Origin of the sequence: Asprobacillus argus, assembly GCF_032248395.1 — a bacterium.
GTDB lineage: Bacteria > Bacteroidota > Bacteroidia > Flavobacteriales > Flavobacteriaceae > Polaribacter > Polaribacter argus.
On sequence record NZ_JAVTTO010000001.1, the window covers coordinates 469,561 to 485,601 of the forward strand.

Annotated in this window: 14 protein-coding genes; 4 read left to right on the top strand and 10 right to left on the bottom strand. The window is 35.7% G+C overall.

Features of this window, described 5'->3' with window-relative positions:
• Positions 1–4: 4 nt before the first annotated feature.
• The 9 genes from RQM59_RS02075 to trhO all read right to left on the bottom strand — a co-directional run bounded on the left by RQM59_RS02075 (position 5) and on the right by trhO (position 9,143).
• Positions 5–1,504, bottom strand: a complete 1,500-nt coding sequence (locus RQM59_RS02075; protein WP_349240398.1) for a lytic transglycosylase domain-containing protein — start codon at positions 1,502–1,504, stop codon at positions 5–7.
• Complete coding sequence (locus RQM59_RS02080; protein WP_349240399.1) at positions 1,501–2,262, bottom strand: exodeoxyribonuclease III; 762 nt, start codon at positions 2,260–2,262, stop codon at positions 1,501–1,503. Before RQM59_RS02080 ends, RQM59_RS02075 begins: the two co-directional genes overlap by 4 nt.
• Positions 2,263–2,268: 6 nt before the next feature.
• Complete coding sequence (locus RQM59_RS02085; protein WP_349240400.1) at positions 2,269–2,496, bottom strand: hypothetical protein; 228 nt, start codon at positions 2,494–2,496, stop codon at positions 2,269–2,271.
• Positions 2,496–3,149: a 3-oxoacid CoA-transferase subunit B gene (locus RQM59_RS02090; RefSeq protein WP_349240401.1), complete on the bottom strand. Its 654-nt coding sequence runs from the start codon at positions 3,147–3,149 to the stop codon at positions 2,496–2,498. The genes RQM59_RS02085 and RQM59_RS02090 overlap by 1 nt, the downstream gene beginning before the upstream one ends.
• A 2-nt stretch (positions 3,150–3,151) precedes the next feature.
• Complete coding sequence (locus tag RQM59_RS02095) at positions 3,152–3,853, bottom strand: CoA transferase subunit A (RefSeq protein ID WP_349240402.1); 702 nt, start codon at positions 3,851–3,853, stop codon at positions 3,152–3,154.
• Positions 3,854–3,908: 55 nt separating this feature from the next.
• Entirely contained in the window at positions 3,909–6,200 is a 2,292-nt protein-coding gene (locus RQM59_RS02100) for a transglycosylase domain-containing protein (protein ID WP_349240403.1), read from the bottom strand.
• A 1-nt stretch (position 6,201) separates the two neighbouring features.
• On the bottom strand, positions 6,202–6,702 hold the full coding sequence (locus tag RQM59_RS02105) for a gliding motility lipoprotein GldH (protein WP_349240404.1): 501 nt from the start codon (positions 6,700–6,702) through the stop codon (positions 6,202–6,204).
• Positions 6,677–7,933 carry a PSP1 domain-containing protein gene (locus RQM59_RS02110; protein ID WP_349240405.1) on the bottom strand — a complete coding sequence of 419 codons (1,257 nt, stop codon included), beginning with the start codon at positions 7,931–7,933 and terminating at the stop codon, positions 6,677–6,679. The genes RQM59_RS02105 and RQM59_RS02110 overlap by 26 nt, the downstream gene beginning before the upstream one ends.
• A gap of 178 nt (positions 7,934–8,111) precedes the next feature.
• Entirely contained in the window at positions 8,112–9,143 is a 1,032-nt protein-coding gene (gene trhO, locus RQM59_RS02115; protein WP_349240406.1) for an oxygen-dependent tRNA uridine(34) hydroxylase TrhO, read from the bottom strand.
• 208 nt (positions 9,144–9,351) lie between these two features.
• Here trhO and RQM59_RS02120 point away from each other — a divergent pair, with 208 nt between their 5' ends.
• The 4 genes from RQM59_RS02120 (at position 9,352) to RQM59_RS02135 (ending at position 14,123) form a co-directional block, all read left to right on the top strand.
• Complete coding sequence (locus tag RQM59_RS02120) at positions 9,352–10,341, top strand: aspartate-semialdehyde dehydrogenase (protein ID WP_349240407.1); 990 nt, start codon at positions 9,352–9,354, stop codon at positions 10,339–10,341.
• Positions 10,342–10,353: 12 nt separating this feature from the next.
• Positions 10,354–11,400 carry a 2Fe-2S iron-sulfur cluster-binding protein gene (locus RQM59_RS02125; RefSeq protein ID WP_349240408.1) on the top strand — a complete coding sequence of 349 codons (1,047 nt, stop codon included), beginning with the start codon at positions 10,354–10,356 and terminating at the stop codon, positions 11,398–11,400.
• Positions 11,401–11,420: 20 nt separating this feature from the next.
• The gene (locus RQM59_RS02130) at positions 11,421–12,074 is read left to right on the top strand and encodes a LysE family translocator (RefSeq protein WP_349240409.1); all 654 of its coding nucleotides are present in this window, start codon (positions 11,421–11,423) and stop codon (positions 12,072–12,074) included.
• A gap of 141 nt (positions 12,075–12,215) precedes the next feature.
• Entirely contained in the window at positions 12,216–14,123 is a 1,908-nt protein-coding gene (locus tag RQM59_RS02135) for a hypothetical protein (protein ID WP_349240410.1), read from the top strand.
• Positions 14,124–14,184: 61 nt separating this feature from the next.
• Here RQM59_RS02135 and RQM59_RS02140 read toward each other — a convergent pair whose 3' ends face one another.
• The gene (locus RQM59_RS02140; RefSeq protein WP_349240411.1) at positions 14,185–16,029 is read right to left on the bottom strand and encodes a M1 family metallopeptidase; all 1,845 of its coding nucleotides are present in this window, start codon (positions 16,027–16,029) and stop codon (positions 14,185–14,187) included.
• Positions 16,030–16,041: the final 12 nt, after the last annotated feature.

Sequence of the window (16,041 nt, forward strand, 5' to 3'; positions counted from 1 at the left end):
ATGGTTAGCTTTTAAATATTTTTAATTTAGTTCCTGGTTTTATGCTTTTAGCACTCCAAATATTGTTCCATTCTTTAATTTGGTTTATAGAAACTGATTTAAATTTCTTTGCGATGGTCCAAAGCGAGTCCCCTTTTTTAACTACATAAATGATTGGGCTCCCTTTAGGCGCCTTTTTTGACGTTATCTTTTTACTCGATTTTGGAATCCGAATTCTTTTTGGATAAATACTCAATCGTTGCCCAATTCTAAGTCGATTGCTTCTTAGCCCATTCCATTTTTTAATCTGACTCACACGTACTCCAAACCTATTCGCAATCTTACCTAGATAATCCCCATTCCGAACTCTGTAACGGATTCTTTTATCCATTTCAAAGTACCTTGGTAAAGGTTTTTCTCTTTTGGCATCGTCTTCATCGGCTAATGAATACAACTCTTTCTCAACTTTCAAAAACCCAACCGTAGAAACCTTAGGAATCGTAATCGTATAGTTTCTATTCTCTATAAAAGGAATAATATCCAATTTGTAAGATGGGTTCAAAAAAGATATGATCTCGGAATCTATCCCTGTTTTTTCTGCTATTTGGTCAAAGCTTACCGTTCTTTTTATATGAATGGTATCTGTCTCAAAATGATGTATTTTAGGAGCATTACTAACTAAGTTGTGTTCCTTCGCATATGTAAATAAATACATCGTTGCGTAAAACGCGGGCACATAACCTGCTGTCTCTCTAGGTAAAAAAGGACGAATATTCCAGTAATTTTTATACCCTCCAGATCTTCTTATCGCTTTGGACACGTTCCCTGGGCCTGAATTATACGCGGCTAAAGCCAGATCCCAATCCCCAAAAATAGTATACAAGTTTGACAAGTATTCGCACGCAGCTATAGTCGATTTAATAGGGTCTTGACGTTCATCAACATATGAACTAACCTTTAACTTATATTGTTTTCCTGTTTGATACATGAATTGCCATAACCCTGTCGCTCCAACTCTAGATCTCGCTTTTGGGTTTAACGCTGATTCTACGATGGCCAAATATTTCATTTCCAACGGAATATCATACTGATCTAGATACTTTTCAAACATTGGGAAATAATATGCCGCCTTTGCCATAAGGTTTGGATAGTATTTTCTTCTGTACTTTAAGTAGGACTTAATCACTTTCTCCAGAGCTGGATTATAAGCTATATGAAAGGGAGTTGTAGCATCTATGAGCGCCAATCTTTCCTTTAAAACATCAGCTGTTAATGCAATAGACGACACATCTTTTTTATCAATATCTTTAATAAAATATTGTACAGTATCGTATAAGGGTGAATTAAATCTTGCGTCTAGCACTAAGCTATCAATTAGTGCAACATCCAAGTCTGAGAACAAATCTTCCTCCACCAATTCTTTTATCGAATCTTTAGCAACCAACAAAGAATCTTTAGAAGTCTGTGCAACTATCGCGCAGGAAACGCATAGAAACCATAAGAGTATTGTTTTTTTCATCATCATATGTCTAATTCTACAACTATTGGGCAATGATCGGAATGTTTTGCTTCCGGCAATATATAGGCTCTAGAGATAGCATCTTTTAAAGGTTCTGCTACCATGGCGTAATCTAAACGCCAACCTTTGTTATTTGCTCTAGAATTTGCTCTGTAACTCCACCAAGAGAACTCTTGTCGGTCTTTGTTTAAGTATCTAAAACTATCTATGAATCCACTATTGATAAATTTCCCTAACCATTCACGTTCTTCCGGTAAAAACCCGGAAACACCTTTCATTTTTGGATTATGGATGTCTATTTCTTCATGACAAATATTATAATCTCCACACACCACTAAATTTGGAAGTTTCTTTCTAAGTTCGGTTACATATTCTAGTATTTCATCCATATAGTTGAACTTAAAATCGAGACGTGCATCGTTGGTTCCTGAAGGTAGGTACATGCTCATAACTGAAACATTATCATAATCTACACGAAGATTTCTTCCTTCAAAATCCATCGATTCAATGCCTGTGCCATACTCGACATGATTAGGTTCAGTCTTACAAAAAATGGCTACACTGGAATACCCTTTTTTCTCTGCTGAAAACCAATAATGATAAGGATATCCTGCATCTTCAAACTCTGATACGTCCAATTGTTCTTTATGTGCTTTTGTTTCCTGAATACAGATAACATCTGGATCTGCTTGTTGCAACCATTCAATAAAACCCTTTTTTAAGGCAGCTCTAATTCCATTAACGTTGTATGAGATTATTTTCATATTCGCTTAACTTACTTGTTTTGTTTTTTTAAAAAACAACCATGTCACTTGTTCTTGAACACCTGTTTGTGTTTCAAATTTCTTTACTCTTGGCGATAATATAAATGCAAGACCAATATTGATGAGAATTGTAAGCGTTGTTGGCTCATATCCCAATAGTTTATACATAATTGACCCAATAATGACAATCAAAATTGGAAAAATCAGGAAGTAATACTTTGTAAATTTCATCATTATAAATTCATTTCGGGAACTTCACCATCTATGATCAACGTTCCTTCTGTGGCGTTTTGAACATCTTCGATACTTACTCCGGGAGCTCTTTCTAACAGGTGAAATTGATTATTCTTAATTTCTAATACCGCCAAATTGGTTACCACCTTCGTAACACAACCCACCCCTGTTAAAGGCAAAGAACACTTCTTCAATAATTTAGATTCGCCTCTTTTGTTTGTATGCATCATCGCAACTATAATGTTATCCGCAGAAGCGACCAGGTCCATAGCACCTCCCATTCCTTTAACCATCTTTCCAGGAATCTTCCAATTCGCAATATCTCCATTCTCTGCTACTTCCATTGCTCCTAAAATAGTCAAGTGAACATGTTTTCCACGAATCATTGAAAAACTAGTAGCCGAATCAAAGAAACTAGCTCCTGGCATAGTTGTAATTGTTTGTTTTCCCGCATTGATGATGTCAGGATCTTCTTCTCCTTCAAAAGGGAAAGGCCCCATTCCTAAAACACCGTTTTCACTCTGAAACTCCACTTCTAGTTCTTCTTGTACGTAATTAGCTACCAGCGTTGGAATTCCAATCCCTAGATTCACATAGTATCCGTTCTTTACTTCTTTTGCGATCCTTTTCGCAATTCCATTTTTATCCAACATAACTAGCTCTTTTGTCTTACGGTTCGTTGTTCTATTCTCTTTTCATATTTTTCTCCTTGGAAAATTCGCTGCACAAAAATTCCAGGAATATGGATCTGGTTCGGGTCTAATGCTCCTACAGGAACTAGCTCTTCAACCTCAGCAACAGTAATCGTTGCTGCTCCACACATACAAGGATTAAAATTTCTTGCCGTTCCTTTGAATATTAAGTTTCCAGCCGCATCTCCTTTCCAGGCCTTTACAAAAGCAAAATTTGCCTTAAAAGCTGGCTCTAGAACATACATCTTTCCATCAAACTCTCTGGTTTCTTTTCCTTCGGCCACTTCAGTTCCATAACCCGCTGGGGTATAAAAAGCAGGAAATCCTGCTTGAGCTGCTCTACATTTTTCGGCTAATGTTCCTTGTGGCGTCAATTCTACTTCCAACTCACCAGAAAGCATTTGCCTTTCAAATTCGTCATTCTCACCAACATACGAAGAGATCATCTTTTTGATCTGTTTGTTTTGGAGTAATAGTCCTAATCCAAAATCATCGACTCCCGCATTATTGGAAATGCAAGTAACGTTCGTCACTCCCAATCGAACTAATTCTCCAATGGCATTCTCAGGAATTCCGCTCAACCCAAATCCTCCTAACATAAATGTCATACCATTTTCAACTCCATCTAATGCTATCTGGACATTATCTACTTTTTTATTAATCATAATAATTGTTTGTTTATTCGGTTCCGAAAATTAATCCAGAACGACATCTACAGCATCAAAAATCAGTATCATCCTCTTTTGTAGGATCTATCTTTTTATCCTTTTCTTCCTTCGAATCTTTCTCCAAACCACAATTCAAATTGATCCCTACAAATTCTGGTTTTTCAAAATCTTCTTGGCTAATATTCAGTGATTTATCGGCATACACTTTACGCATATATAATGCCCATGTTGGCAAAGACATTGTTGCTCCTTGGCCTTCAGCTAGATTTTCAAAATGAATTGCATTGTCTTCTCCTCCTGTCCACACTCCTGTTGCCAAATTAGGAACTACACCCATAAACCAACCATCGGTATGATTTTGAGTAGTTCCGGTTTTTCCGGCGATAGGATTTGTAAACTGGTACGGAAACCCTGTAATAATATTTTTATAATAATGATCTTTTGTTCTTAATCTCACTCCGGATCCAAACATGGTTACTCCTTTTAATAAATCTAAGATCACATAGGCAGATTCTTCACTCATCACCTCCTTTGTCTTTGGAGTAAATTGTGCTAGTACGGTACCATTTTTATCCTCTATTCTAGAGATCATATTTGGTTCAACACGCAAACCTTTATTTGCAAATGTAGCATAGGCACTTGTCATCTCCATTAAGGAAAGTTCTACCGCTCCCAGTGCGATGGCTGGCACTTCTGGTATCCTGCTTTCTATTCCAGCTGATTTTGCCATTCGTACTACATTCTGTGGATTCACCATATCTATTAATCTTGCAGACATCGTATTTATAGATCGTGCTAACGCTTCTTTTAGCGAAAGCTCACCTCCATAAATTTTACCAGAGTCGTCAGGGGTCCAGGCTTCTGGAATTCCATACTTTCCTTTTGGTATTGTATACGGTGAAATAGGATACGTTTCGCAAGGAGATAGTCGTAGCTGATTAATTGCTGTTGCATAGACAAACGGCTTAAATGTAGATCCTACCTGTCTTTTTCCTTGACGTACATGGTCATATTTAAAATGCTTGTGATTAATTCCTCCTACCCAAGCTTTAATATGACCGGTTTGAGGCTCTATAGATAACAGACCTGAATGTAAGAAAAACTTGTAATGTCTTATAGAATCATTAGGTGTCATGATCGTGTCTATATCTCCTTTCCACGAAAAGATCTTCATTTTCGTTTTGGTATTGAACGCTGAATCTATTTGCTCTTGACTATATTTCTTAGTCCTTCGCATATTTCTATAACGATCAGAATTTCTCTTTGCTCTTTGCAAGATGGCATCTATCTGCTCTGGTTCGAGATCATAAAAAGGAGCAGTCTTGTTCTTCTTGTGTTCTTTATAAAAGAATTTCTGAAGATTCGCAATATGTTCAGTAACCGCTTCTTCTGCATATTGTTGCATTCTAGAATCTAAGGTTACATATATTTTTAACCCATCTCTGTTAATATTGTATTTTTCACCATTTGGTTTAGGGTTTTCTTTTACCCATCGTTTTAAGAAGTCTCTTAAGTATTCTCTAAAGTAAGTAGCCAATCCGTCGTTATGGCTTTCAGGTTTATAATTTAGTTCCAGAGGTAGTTTTTGCAACGAGTCCTTTTCGGGTGTTGTCAAAAACTCATTACGTGTCATTTGTTTTAATACAACGTTTCGTCTTTTCGTTACTAACGCTTTTCTCCTTCTCGGATTGTATAAAGATGAGTTTTTAAGCATTCCAACTAACACAGCAGACTCTTCAATGCTAAGGTCTTTGGGTTCTTTTCCGAAATAAATTCTTGATGCGGAACGAATTCCTACGGCTTGATTCAGAAAATCGTATTTATTCAAATACATAGCTATGATCTCCTCTTTTGTATACTGTCTCTCTAGTTTTACAGCTACAGCCCATTCTTTCATCTTTTGAATAACTCTCATAAAGATATTTCTAGAAGCTCTTCCCGTAAAAAGCATTTTTGCTAATTGCTGCGTAATAGTACTGGCTCCTCCACTTCCAGGTTTTAAAACGGCTCTTGCTGTTCCTCTAAAATCTATCCCTGAATGGTTATAAAAACGTTCGTCTTCAGTAGCTACCAGTGCTTTTACCAAGTTTTGTGGTAAGTCTTTATATTTTACGGGTGTTCTATTTTCATAAGCGTATTTCCCTATGGTTACACCGTCAGAAGAGATAATCTCGGTCGCTAAGTTTTTTTCTGGGTTTTCTAATTCTTCAAAAGTAGGTAAAGCACCAAACACTCCCCAAGAGGCTAGTAAAAAAAGTAATAATAATACTCCAAAACCTCCCAATGCTAGGGACCAAAACCATCTGATAAACTTTTTGTAACCTGTTTTTTTCTTCTTCGTCATTTTACTCTATTTTTTCAATTTTCAGGCCAATATCGGAAATTCCTTTTAACTCTTTTATTTGATCTATTTCGCCATTTTTCCGCATAGCTTGCCAAATAGAAACACTGTATTCTCCCGACATTGGAAATGTTTTTTGCTCTTTATAAAACAACTTATTCTCTTTGATCTCGGAAAAACCAGATCCCAGAAAATTTCCTTCATTGTCAGTCATTCTATATTGCAATGTATCAACAATTTTCCTGCCATCTGGAAAATTAAGGTTAGCAATTACATATAAATTGCTATAACTATATGCATTATTATTTCTTAGATTGATAAACACATTGTTCCTAGAAATAGTATCTGTAATCAAGAAACTAAACTCAATTGGATCATCTGCTTTCCAGATACCATTATCCAATGTTTTATACGTATCAAAAATGGTATTATCCGAATTACAAGAAATGAATCCAACGAGTATCAGTATTAAAAAGACATTACTTTTTCTGATTATTGTTTCCATTTGATTTTTTATTCCTTCTCTTGTTTCTATTTGACCTATTATTCTTTACCATAGGTTTCTTTTCTGATCTCGGCTTCTGTTTACTCTCTGCTGCAACTTTCTTTTTCGGTCTTTTTCTATTTCTTCTCCTTCTGTTTTTCGGTGCATCAAAACGTGTAAGACTATCTTGCCCAACAACATTCTCGAAATCTACCTTAGGGAGTTCTTCTACTTCAGACTCATATTCATCTAACGAAAGCCCGACTTCATTATTTTTATTTAGGTCGATAATTTCTTTTACCTGTTCCAGTGTTAATCTAAACCACTTTGCTCGTTCTTCTTTGTAGGTATACCAAAGATGTTCTTTAAAGATATCCATTTTGATAAAGACCGCATCTCCTTTCTCCGTCTTTAGCACTTTGTCCTGTTTAGGGAAATCTTCCAGAGCGTCTAAATAGGTATCGAGTTCATAATTTAAGCAACATTTCAGCTTTCCACATTGTCCTGCTAATTTTAATGGATTTAAGGACAACTGTTGATATCTTGCCGCTGAAGTCGTTACTTTTCTGAAATCTGTCAGCCAAGTAGAACAACACAATTCTCTACCACAAGAACCAACCCCTCCAAGGCGTGCTGCCTCCTGTCTGGCTCCTACTTGTTTCATTTCTACTCTAATAGAAAATGCACCAGCCAAGTCTCGTATCAACTGTCTAAAATCAACTCTAGTATCTGCAGTATAATAAAAGGTGGCTTTATTTCCATCTCCCTGATATTCTACATCGGATAGTTTCATTTTTAGTCCAAGACGACTTATAATTTCTCTTCCTCGTGTTTGTGTATCGAGTTCTTTATCTCTCGCCTTTTGCCAAATATCAATATCCTTTTGAGATGCTTTTCGATAGATCTTTTTGATATCTTCACTGTCAATGGCTACCTTTCTCTTTTTCATTTGAACTTTTACAAGTTCTCCTGCCAAAGAAATTGAGCCAACATCGTGTCCTGGATTTCCTTCTACAGCAACAATATCACCAATAGATAAGGTTAGATTATTTGGATTATTATAAAAGTGTTTTCGACCGTTCTTAAAACGAACTTCAAAAATGTTAAATCTTTCTTCACCGCTTGGCAATGTCATATTAGACAGCCAATCAAATACTGATAACTTTTCGCAACCTCCAGTAGCGCAACTTCCATTGCTCTTACATCCTTTAGGCACACCATCCTTACCAGTAGCACAACTACTACATCCCATAAAACTGAGTATATTTTTAGAGAAGCTTACACTTCTATAAATTCTTATTCCTGATTATCAAGCTGATACACAGCACCAACCTTGATCCTCTGACACAAATTCAGAGTATGTGTTTAATCAGTAAATATACGGATTCTAATGGTAACTGAAAATCAAAAATTTTATCTAAAAAAGGATCTTACTTTTTATATTTCAGAACTTCAGATCGTCCTTTTTTGAATATTTTATTGCTATTGTGTTTTCCTTTTCGAAGCTCTTTTTGCTCTTCATAGGATAAATGAATTATTTCCTGACAATCTGTAGAGCATGTGTTTTCCATTTTTTCAGCACAGTCATCACATTGAATAAACAATAAATGACATGCTTCATTGGCACAATTCACATGAGTATCACAAGCCTTTCCACATTGATGGCAATTCGAAACAACGTCCTCAGAAATTCGTTCTGCTCGTCGATGATCAAAAACAAAATTCTTTCCGATAAACTTGTTTTCAACACCTTCTGCCTTGACCTGACGTGTGTATTCAATGATCCCTCCTTCTAACTGAAAAACATTTTTAAACCCTTTGTGTTTGTAGTACGCTGATGCCTTTTCGCAACGAATTCCTCCGGTACAATACATCAATAGATTTTTATCTTCTTTATGCTCTTTTAGATCTTCTTCAATAATGTCCAATGAGTCTCTAAACGTATCTACATCAGGAGTCACAGCGCCTTCAAAATGCCCAATTTCACTTTCATAGTGATTTCTCATGTCTACGCAAACCGTATTTGGGTTTGCTAACATTTCGTTGAACTCTTTTGCACTTAAATGAATTCCTTTATCCGTTACATCAAAAGTATCATCATTCAACCCATCAGCTACAATCTTATTTCTAACCTTAACTTTCAGCTTTAAAAAAGATTTATTGTCTTGCTCCACGGCAATATTTAATCGCACTCCATTTAAAAAGGAGATGCTATCTAAATGTTCTTTAAAATCCAGAAAGTTTTCAGCCGGAACAGATAATTGAGCGTTAATTCCTTCATATGAAACATATATTCTCCCTAAAACATCAAGTTTGTCCCAATTTAAAAAAAGATGGTCTCTAAAAATTTGAGGGTTTTCTATCTTGTAGTATTGATAGAATGAAATAGTAAGGCGGTCTTTCCCTGCCTCATCGATTAATGCAGCGCGTTCTTTTGCGCTTAACTTATTGTACAGTTGCATGCTATACTAATTTAGTTAAACAATATTTTTAATTATTAGACAATCATGTCTTTCTGACCGCAAAATTAGCATATTTTTTGAATCTCGTTTAAATTTCAACAATTGATTTTATTTCGATAAAATTTTAAATTTTTGCAGATAATTAGCGTTTGGAATAAACAACCCATTTCATTTTTTATCATCTTTGCATAATAATTTTAATAAGGATATGAGAATAGCAGTAGTAGGAGCAACAGGAATGGTAGGGAATGTCATGTTGCAAGTGCTTAAAGAACGTGATTTTACGATTACTGAATTGATCCCAGTAGCTTCAGAAAGATCTGTTGGTAAAGAGATCATTTATGACGGTAAATCGTATACTATTGTGAGTATGCAAAACGCAGTGGATATGAAACCAGATGTTGCGCTGTTCTCTGCAGGTGGAGGGACTTCTTTAGAATGGGCTCCTAAATTTGCTGAAGTTGGTACGACTGTCATTGACAACTCATCTGCATGGCGTATGCACCCTGAAAAAAAATTAGTGGTTCCAGAAATCAATGCAAATGCATTATCTAAAACGGATAAAATAATTGCAAATCCAAATTGCTCAACCATACAAATGGTGGTTGCCTTGGCGCCGTTACACAAAAAATATACGATTAAGAGGCTGGTAATTTCTACCTATCAATCTATTACTGGAACTGGTGTCAAAGCAGTACGTCAATTGGCTTCTGAATTTGTTGGAGAAACTGCAGATATGGCTTATCCTCACCAAATTCATAAAAATGCGATTCCTCATTGCGATGTTTTCGAGGAGGATGGATATACTAAAGAAGAATTGAAGCTCGTAAGAGAGACTCGCAAGATATTAGGAGATGATTCTATTGCCATTACGGCTACAGCTGTGAGAATCCCTGTTGTTGGAGGGCATTCTGAAAGTGTAAATATTGAATTTGAAAATGACTTTGATCTTAAAGAGGTAAAGCAATTACTCTCTGAAACAGACGGCGTTACTGTACAAGATGATATCGAAAATAATAATTATCCGATGCCTTTTTATTCTGAAGGAAAGGATGATGTTTTTGTTGGGAGAATACGACGAGACCTATCTCAAGAAAACTCCTTAAATTTGTGGATCGTTTCTGACAACCTCCGTAAAGGGGCTGCAACTAATACAGTTCAGATTGCAGAATATTTAGTAGACCACAATTTAGTATAACAAAAACACTCAATGAGTACATTTCATACACTAACAGTACAAGATATTATCAAAGAAACCGCAGACGCGGTTTCTATTGTTTTTAGCATCCCTGAGCACTTGAAGAACGATTTTTCTTTTGATGCCGGTCAGTATGTAACTCTAAAAAAAGAGATTAATGGAACCGAGATAAGAAGGGCATATTCTATTTGTTCTTCTCCAAAAAGCGGCTTCTTAAAAGTTGCGGTTAAAGCAGTTGAGAACGGAACATTTTCTACGTACGCAACCACAAAATTACAGGCAGGAGATACACTTGATGTACATACTCCAGAAGGCAAATTCGTATTATCTTCAGAAGCAAATAAAAATTATATTGGTTTTGCCGCTGGAAGCGGAATCACTCCGGTTATGTCAATGGTTAAAGAGGTTTTGGAGAAAGGTGTGAACGCTTCTTTTACATTAATTTACGGAAACAAAACGGAGGCAGATACCATCTTTAAAAATGAATTGGATGTATTACAACATGATTTTCCAAACAATTTTAACCTCCACTATGTATATAGTAGAGAACGAATTGACGGTTCTAAAAATGGAAGAATCGATGAGAGCATTGCCAATTATTATGTAAAAAATCTGTACAAGGATATTTCTTTCGAATCCGCCTTTTTATGTGGCCCAGAAGAAATGATTCATTCTGTCTCAGATATTCTTAAAAGTTGTGGTTTCGATAATGATGCTATTTTATTTGAATTATTTACAGCATCGGTTGAAGAAGAGAATACAGCTCAAATCACAGAAGGCAACTCGGAGATTACTGTATTTCTAGATGACGAGGAAACTACATTCACTATGCAACAGACAGACACCATTTTAGCAGCTTCATTGCGTAATGATCTTGATGCCCCATACTCTTGTCAAGGTGGCGTTTGTAGTAGTTGTTTAGGAAAGGTGACAAAAGGAAAAGCGGTTATGACAAAAAACAGTATTCTAACCGATTCTGAAGTGGCTGATGGTTATGTTTTAGCCTGCCAGGCACACCCAACGACTCCAAAAATTAGCATTGATTTTGATGATGTTTAAAAACCTGTATCTTTGAGCATATGGATTTTTATAACATTAAAAATGCTATTCTTTTAGGGTTCTTTTTATCTTTTATGATAGGACCTGTTTTTTTTATGTTGATTCAAACAAGTATTACAAAAGGTGCAAGAGCAGCTATTGCTTTTAATACCGGAGTTATTCTTGGGGATGTTGCTTTTATTGTTATCGCTTATTATGGAAGTAGGCATTTATTAGAGCAAATTAAAGATGATCCTCGACTATTTTTTATTGGAGGGTTGATCTTAATCATATATGGATTGATTACTTATTTAGACAAATCTGGGAAAAAGGAAGCCGAAGCCTCTATGGACCTTCCTCAAAACAACAATTACTTCAAATTGATTCTCAAAGGCTTCTTTTTAAACTTTATTAATATTGGAGTTTTGGCTTTTTGGCTTGGCCTTATTGTAGTTATCGGTCCTAAATTAGACATGAACCCTTCACATATTTTCTACTACTTTACCATTATTATTGTGAGTTATTTTGTGACAGATATTGGTAAAATTGTCTTGGCTAAACAACTAAAGAAAAGAATGACTCCCTTGGTTATTTATAGAATTAAAAGAGTAATGGGTATTATACTGATCGTATTTGGAGTTATTCTAATGCTTAATGGTGTTTTCCCAAAAGAACAGATTAACGAACTTTTATAATTGCAAGTTATCTATATAAAAAAAGCGAGGTTTTCACCTCGCTTTTTTTATGATTTTTTGTGGGTAATAAAACTTATCAAACGATACTACTTAGATATAACCTATCGGTATTACATATCGATCTTACTAAAAACACAAAAAATGAATACGAAGAAAACAGTAAAGAAAGTGATTCCTATTTTATTGGGAGTTTCTATGATCTTCTCTTGTAATGATCCATTACTTGAAGAAGAAGTTTTAACAAACGAAAAACTATCTATACAAAACACCTCAAAGGTATCTGATGTTCCTCAAGGAGATCAATTAATTCTTGGAGAGAGATTTGAAAACCCCTTCTCAGTAAAGAATATAAATGTCGCTTTACAAACATTAAGAGATCACCAGAACGAAGATGAAAGAATCTCTGAAGCACTAAAGAATGCACCAGCCAATGTTGAGAAAACTCATAGCTATATGAAATTTTTCCCGTCAAATGACACACATTTAGAATTAATGCTTCAAATGGTTAACAATGAAGAAGTGACTGTGAGCGCATACCCCATGGATTATCAAATTATTCAGTTTGGTGAAGATTATACGGATTCGGATACCACAAATGAAAATTACCCTGTCTTTTACGCAAGCATTCCAACTCACATCGATATTCCGAATATTCCAAATCAGGAGATTGCAGAACTCTATCTTCCAAAAGGGGATACAATGTTTGATAATTTACTTGAAGACATGTCTCGATATTTGGTAAACGACCCTGCCATTCTAGAAGCTATGGAGTTAGATTCTGAAAAGCTGAGTATTTTTGGGGCCATTCTGAAGTTATTGGGATTATCTAAGTATACTCCCAAAGGAAATATTCAGGTTTATGATACGGATAAAATGAGTTACGTTCCTTTTAAAAATGCGCAGCTTTCAATTTCGTTCACTATGTTTCCATTTATAAAATATACGTTTAAAACAGATCAAAATGGCAATTATGTGTCTCCTAAAGACTTTCGTATAAAAACCTATGTACATTCAACATGGAGAAACCAATCTGCAACGATACGGACTACTGGTATCCAGGTAACAGGTTTGCATGTGAGTACGTATTTCGTGGACCTTTACAGCAAATACAACAATAAGACAACGTATATTAACACATCGGATCGATCGAAGTGGAACAAATGTACTACGCATTTAGGTTTTGAAAAATTCAATGATTACTTGGATGAAAATGATATCACAACAAAAGTTGCAAATGCAAATGTCTGGGTTTTTGCAAAACCCAGTAATTCAGGAGCTGCTCCTATGTTAAATAAGTATACATGGTCAGTTACTATGAATACACTCTATACTTCTTGGTTCGGTTGGCTGAGTCCTATATCTGTACCACTAACAGCTATCTTAAACTTAACTCTCAGCCATCTGTATCCTGATCTTATCTTTAACTATAATTCCGTTGATACCAAGGTAATAGATTCTTATGTATTCCATGAATCTACTCATTACATTCATGCATTAAAAGCTGGCGGAGGATTTTGGTCCAGACTTGTTCGAAGAGAAACAGATAATATTGTTGCATCAGGAGACCCATATCTTGACGGTACGCAACCTTCTACCTATGGAGGGCAGCTAATAGCATTAGCTGAAGGGTATGCTAATTACATGGAAGCCAAAATAATTTCTCACTACTATACTCCTACCGCACCTCATACTGATCCAGAAGCTGTTGCAATGGACAACTTTATCATGAAAGATACTCCATACACTAACGGAATCGATTTTAATTCTATGGCAAATCCTACTGGATATCAAGGTTGGTTTTTAGCCGGTTTATTCTGGGATATTAGCGATGATAGCATGGATACAACAAGAAGGCATGCTTCTGGAGGAACTACAGATATTAACGACCCTAATACAGACAACGTTTATGTCACGGAAAAAGATATTTTCAACTTGCTGAATGGGCAGGTAGAATCTGGAACCGATCTAAAAAATGCGTTGTACACGAAAAACTTCCTTTTTGCTAAGCCAAATGATGTAAAAGAATTATTTGAAGCTTACGGTTATTAAACCATGAAGATAAAAAAGGGCGAGGTTTTCACCTCGCCCTTTTTTATACTTACTAAAGTTGTTATTTTACTTCAAACGTATTATTCGTTTGATTGATATCAGCCATTAATTTAGATGGATCTATTTCAACTGATTTTACCGTTTTACTTGCCTTAAATGTATAAGTCGGATGAGCCCATGTCCAATCTTTTAGTATGGTCGCTGAAGTAGACTTATGACCCCTCATCATCCTTAATGGGATATTAAATTGTTCTTTAGAACCATCCGTATAGGTTATTTCAACATCAACAGGCATCGGCATTTGACCAATTCTTTCTAATGTTATACTCGAACCATCCACAGATTTTATTCCATAATCGATCGTATGGGTAGTTTGTGTCCATTCATTTAAATACCAATCTAAATGAATTCCGGATACTTTCTCCATCGATCTTTTTACATCGTTTGGAGTGGGGTGCTTAAAACTAAAGTCATTAAAATACTTTTTAAGTCCTTTTATCACGTTTTCTTTCCCTATAACATATTCTAACTGCGCCAAGAAGATAGCTCCTTTACTGTAACTAGCTGTTCCGTAAGCATAGTTTGTATTATACCTATCTGCATGTGTAGATAGAGACTCTTCCATACTTCTGGAAACAATACCATAGTACCCTCTGTAAGATCCTGCGTGAGGGTTTTTTCTACCTCTTTTCAAAATCTGATTCCCTGCTTTTGCAGAAATATAAGAAGTAAATCCTTCATCCATCCAAGGGTGTTTACTTTCATTTGTTGCTAATAAAAACTGAAACCAGGTATGTGCAAGCTCATGAGCCGTTACACCAAATAAACTTCCGAATGATCTTTTTCCAGTAATTAGAGTACACATTGCATACTCCATTCCTCCATCACCTCCTTGAATTACAGAGTATTGCTTGTATGGATATTGTCCAACGTAATCACTGAAAAAGGTCATCATTTCTGCTGTTTTAGACTGTAATTTCTTCCAGTTCTCGATATATTTTGCATCTAGATTCTTTTTGTATAGAAAATGAAGATCTATTCCATTGGTCATCTTAAAAATATCATGGCTATAGTCAGGATCCGCAGCCCAAGTGAAATCATGTACATTTGGTGCTGTGAAATGCCAAGTTAATTTATTCGTATTTGGTCTCTTTAACGGTTTAGTTTTATCTTCATAACCATGTCCGACTTCTTGCGGATTTTGTACATATCCTGAACCTCCGACCACGAAGTTTTTATCTATGTGTAATGTTACATCAAAATCACCCCAAACGCTGTGAAATTCTCTCCCAATGTAAGGAGGGGTATGCCAACCTTCAAAATCGTATTCCGCCATCTTAGGGTACCATTGCGTCATTGACAATGCTACGCCTTCTTTATTATTTCGTCCTGAACGACGAATCTGCTTCGGTACTTGAGCATCAAAATTCATGTCAAAAGTAACACTCTCTCCAGATTTGATAGGCTGATTCAATTTCACTTCCAATATAGTTCCTACAGTTTCATACGATACTGACGCGCCATTCTGTTTTAAAGAATTCACCTTGATATATCCGATCTCTGATGGAGACAATTTGCTGATTCTATCTTTTACACGTCCATCTGGATCCATGATATTTCTAGATCGAATATCCATTTGAGAATTCGGCTGAAATGCGTTGAAATACAAATGATAGTATACATGGGTCAATTCATCCGGAGAATTATTGGTATATACTAGTTTTTGTACTCCTTTGTATTGATAATTCTTTACATCCATATCAATATCCATGGTATACTTAACTCTTTGTTGCCAATAATTACCATTGTTTGTTGCAACATTGGTAGTCGTTGACGAATTACTTTTGCTTGCTGCACAAGAAGCAATTAAAACAACACTTGCAATTAAGATTACTATTTTTTTCATTATATACTTATT

What these genes read in the sequence shown, in the direction of transcription:
- RQM59_RS02075 (WP_349240398.1), bottom strand. Translation starts at nt 1,504, where the DNA reads ATGATGATGAAAAAAACAATACTCTTATGGTTTCTATGCGTTTCCTGC.
- RQM59_RS02080 (WP_349240399.1), bottom strand. Translation starts at nt 2,262, where the DNA reads ATGAAAATAATCTCATACAACGTTAATGGAATTAGAGCTGCCTTAAAA.
- RQM59_RS02085 (WP_349240400.1), bottom strand. Translation starts at nt 2,496, where the DNA reads ATGATGAAATTTACAAAGTATTACTTCCTGATTTTTCCAATTTTGATT.
- RQM59_RS02090 (WP_349240401.1), bottom strand. Translation starts at nt 3,149, where the DNA reads ATGTTGGATAAAAATGGAATTGCGAAAAGGATCGCAAAAGAAGTAAAG.
- RQM59_RS02095 (WP_349240402.1), bottom strand. Translation starts at nt 3,853, where the DNA reads ATGATTAATAAAAAAGTAGATAATGTCCAGATAGCATTAGATGGAGTT.
- RQM59_RS02100 (WP_349240403.1), bottom strand. Translation starts at nt 6,200, where the DNA reads ATGACGAAGAAGAAAAAAACAGGTTACAAAAAGTTTATCAGATGGTTT.
- RQM59_RS02105 (WP_349240404.1), bottom strand. Translation starts at nt 6,702, where the DNA reads ATGGAAACAATAATCAGAAAAAGTAATGTCTTTTTAATACTGATACTC.
- RQM59_RS02110 (WP_349240405.1), bottom strand. Translation starts at nt 7,933, where the DNA reads ATGGGATGTAGTAGTTGTGCTACTGGTAAGGATGGTGTGCCTAAAGGA.
- trhO (WP_349240406.1), bottom strand. Translation starts at nt 9,143, where the DNA reads ATGCAACTGTACAATAAGTTAAGCGCAAAAGAACGCGCTGCATTAATC.
- RQM59_RS02120 (WP_349240407.1), top strand. Translation starts at nt 9,352, where the DNA reads ATGAGAATAGCAGTAGTAGGAGCAACAGGAATGGTAGGGAATGTCATG.
- RQM59_RS02125 (WP_349240408.1), top strand. Translation starts at nt 10,354, where the DNA reads ATGAGTACATTTCATACACTAACAGTACAAGATATTATCAAAGAAACC.
- RQM59_RS02130 (WP_349240409.1), top strand. Translation starts at nt 11,421, where the DNA reads ATGGATTTTTATAACATTAAAAATGCTATTCTTTTAGGGTTCTTTTTA.
- RQM59_RS02135 (WP_349240410.1), top strand. Translation starts at nt 12,216, where the DNA reads ATGAATACGAAGAAAACAGTAAAGAAAGTGATTCCTATTTTATTGGGA.
- RQM59_RS02140 (WP_349240411.1), bottom strand. Translation starts at nt 16,029, where the DNA reads ATGAAAAAAATAGTAATCTTAATTGCAAGTGTTGTTTTAATTGCTTCT.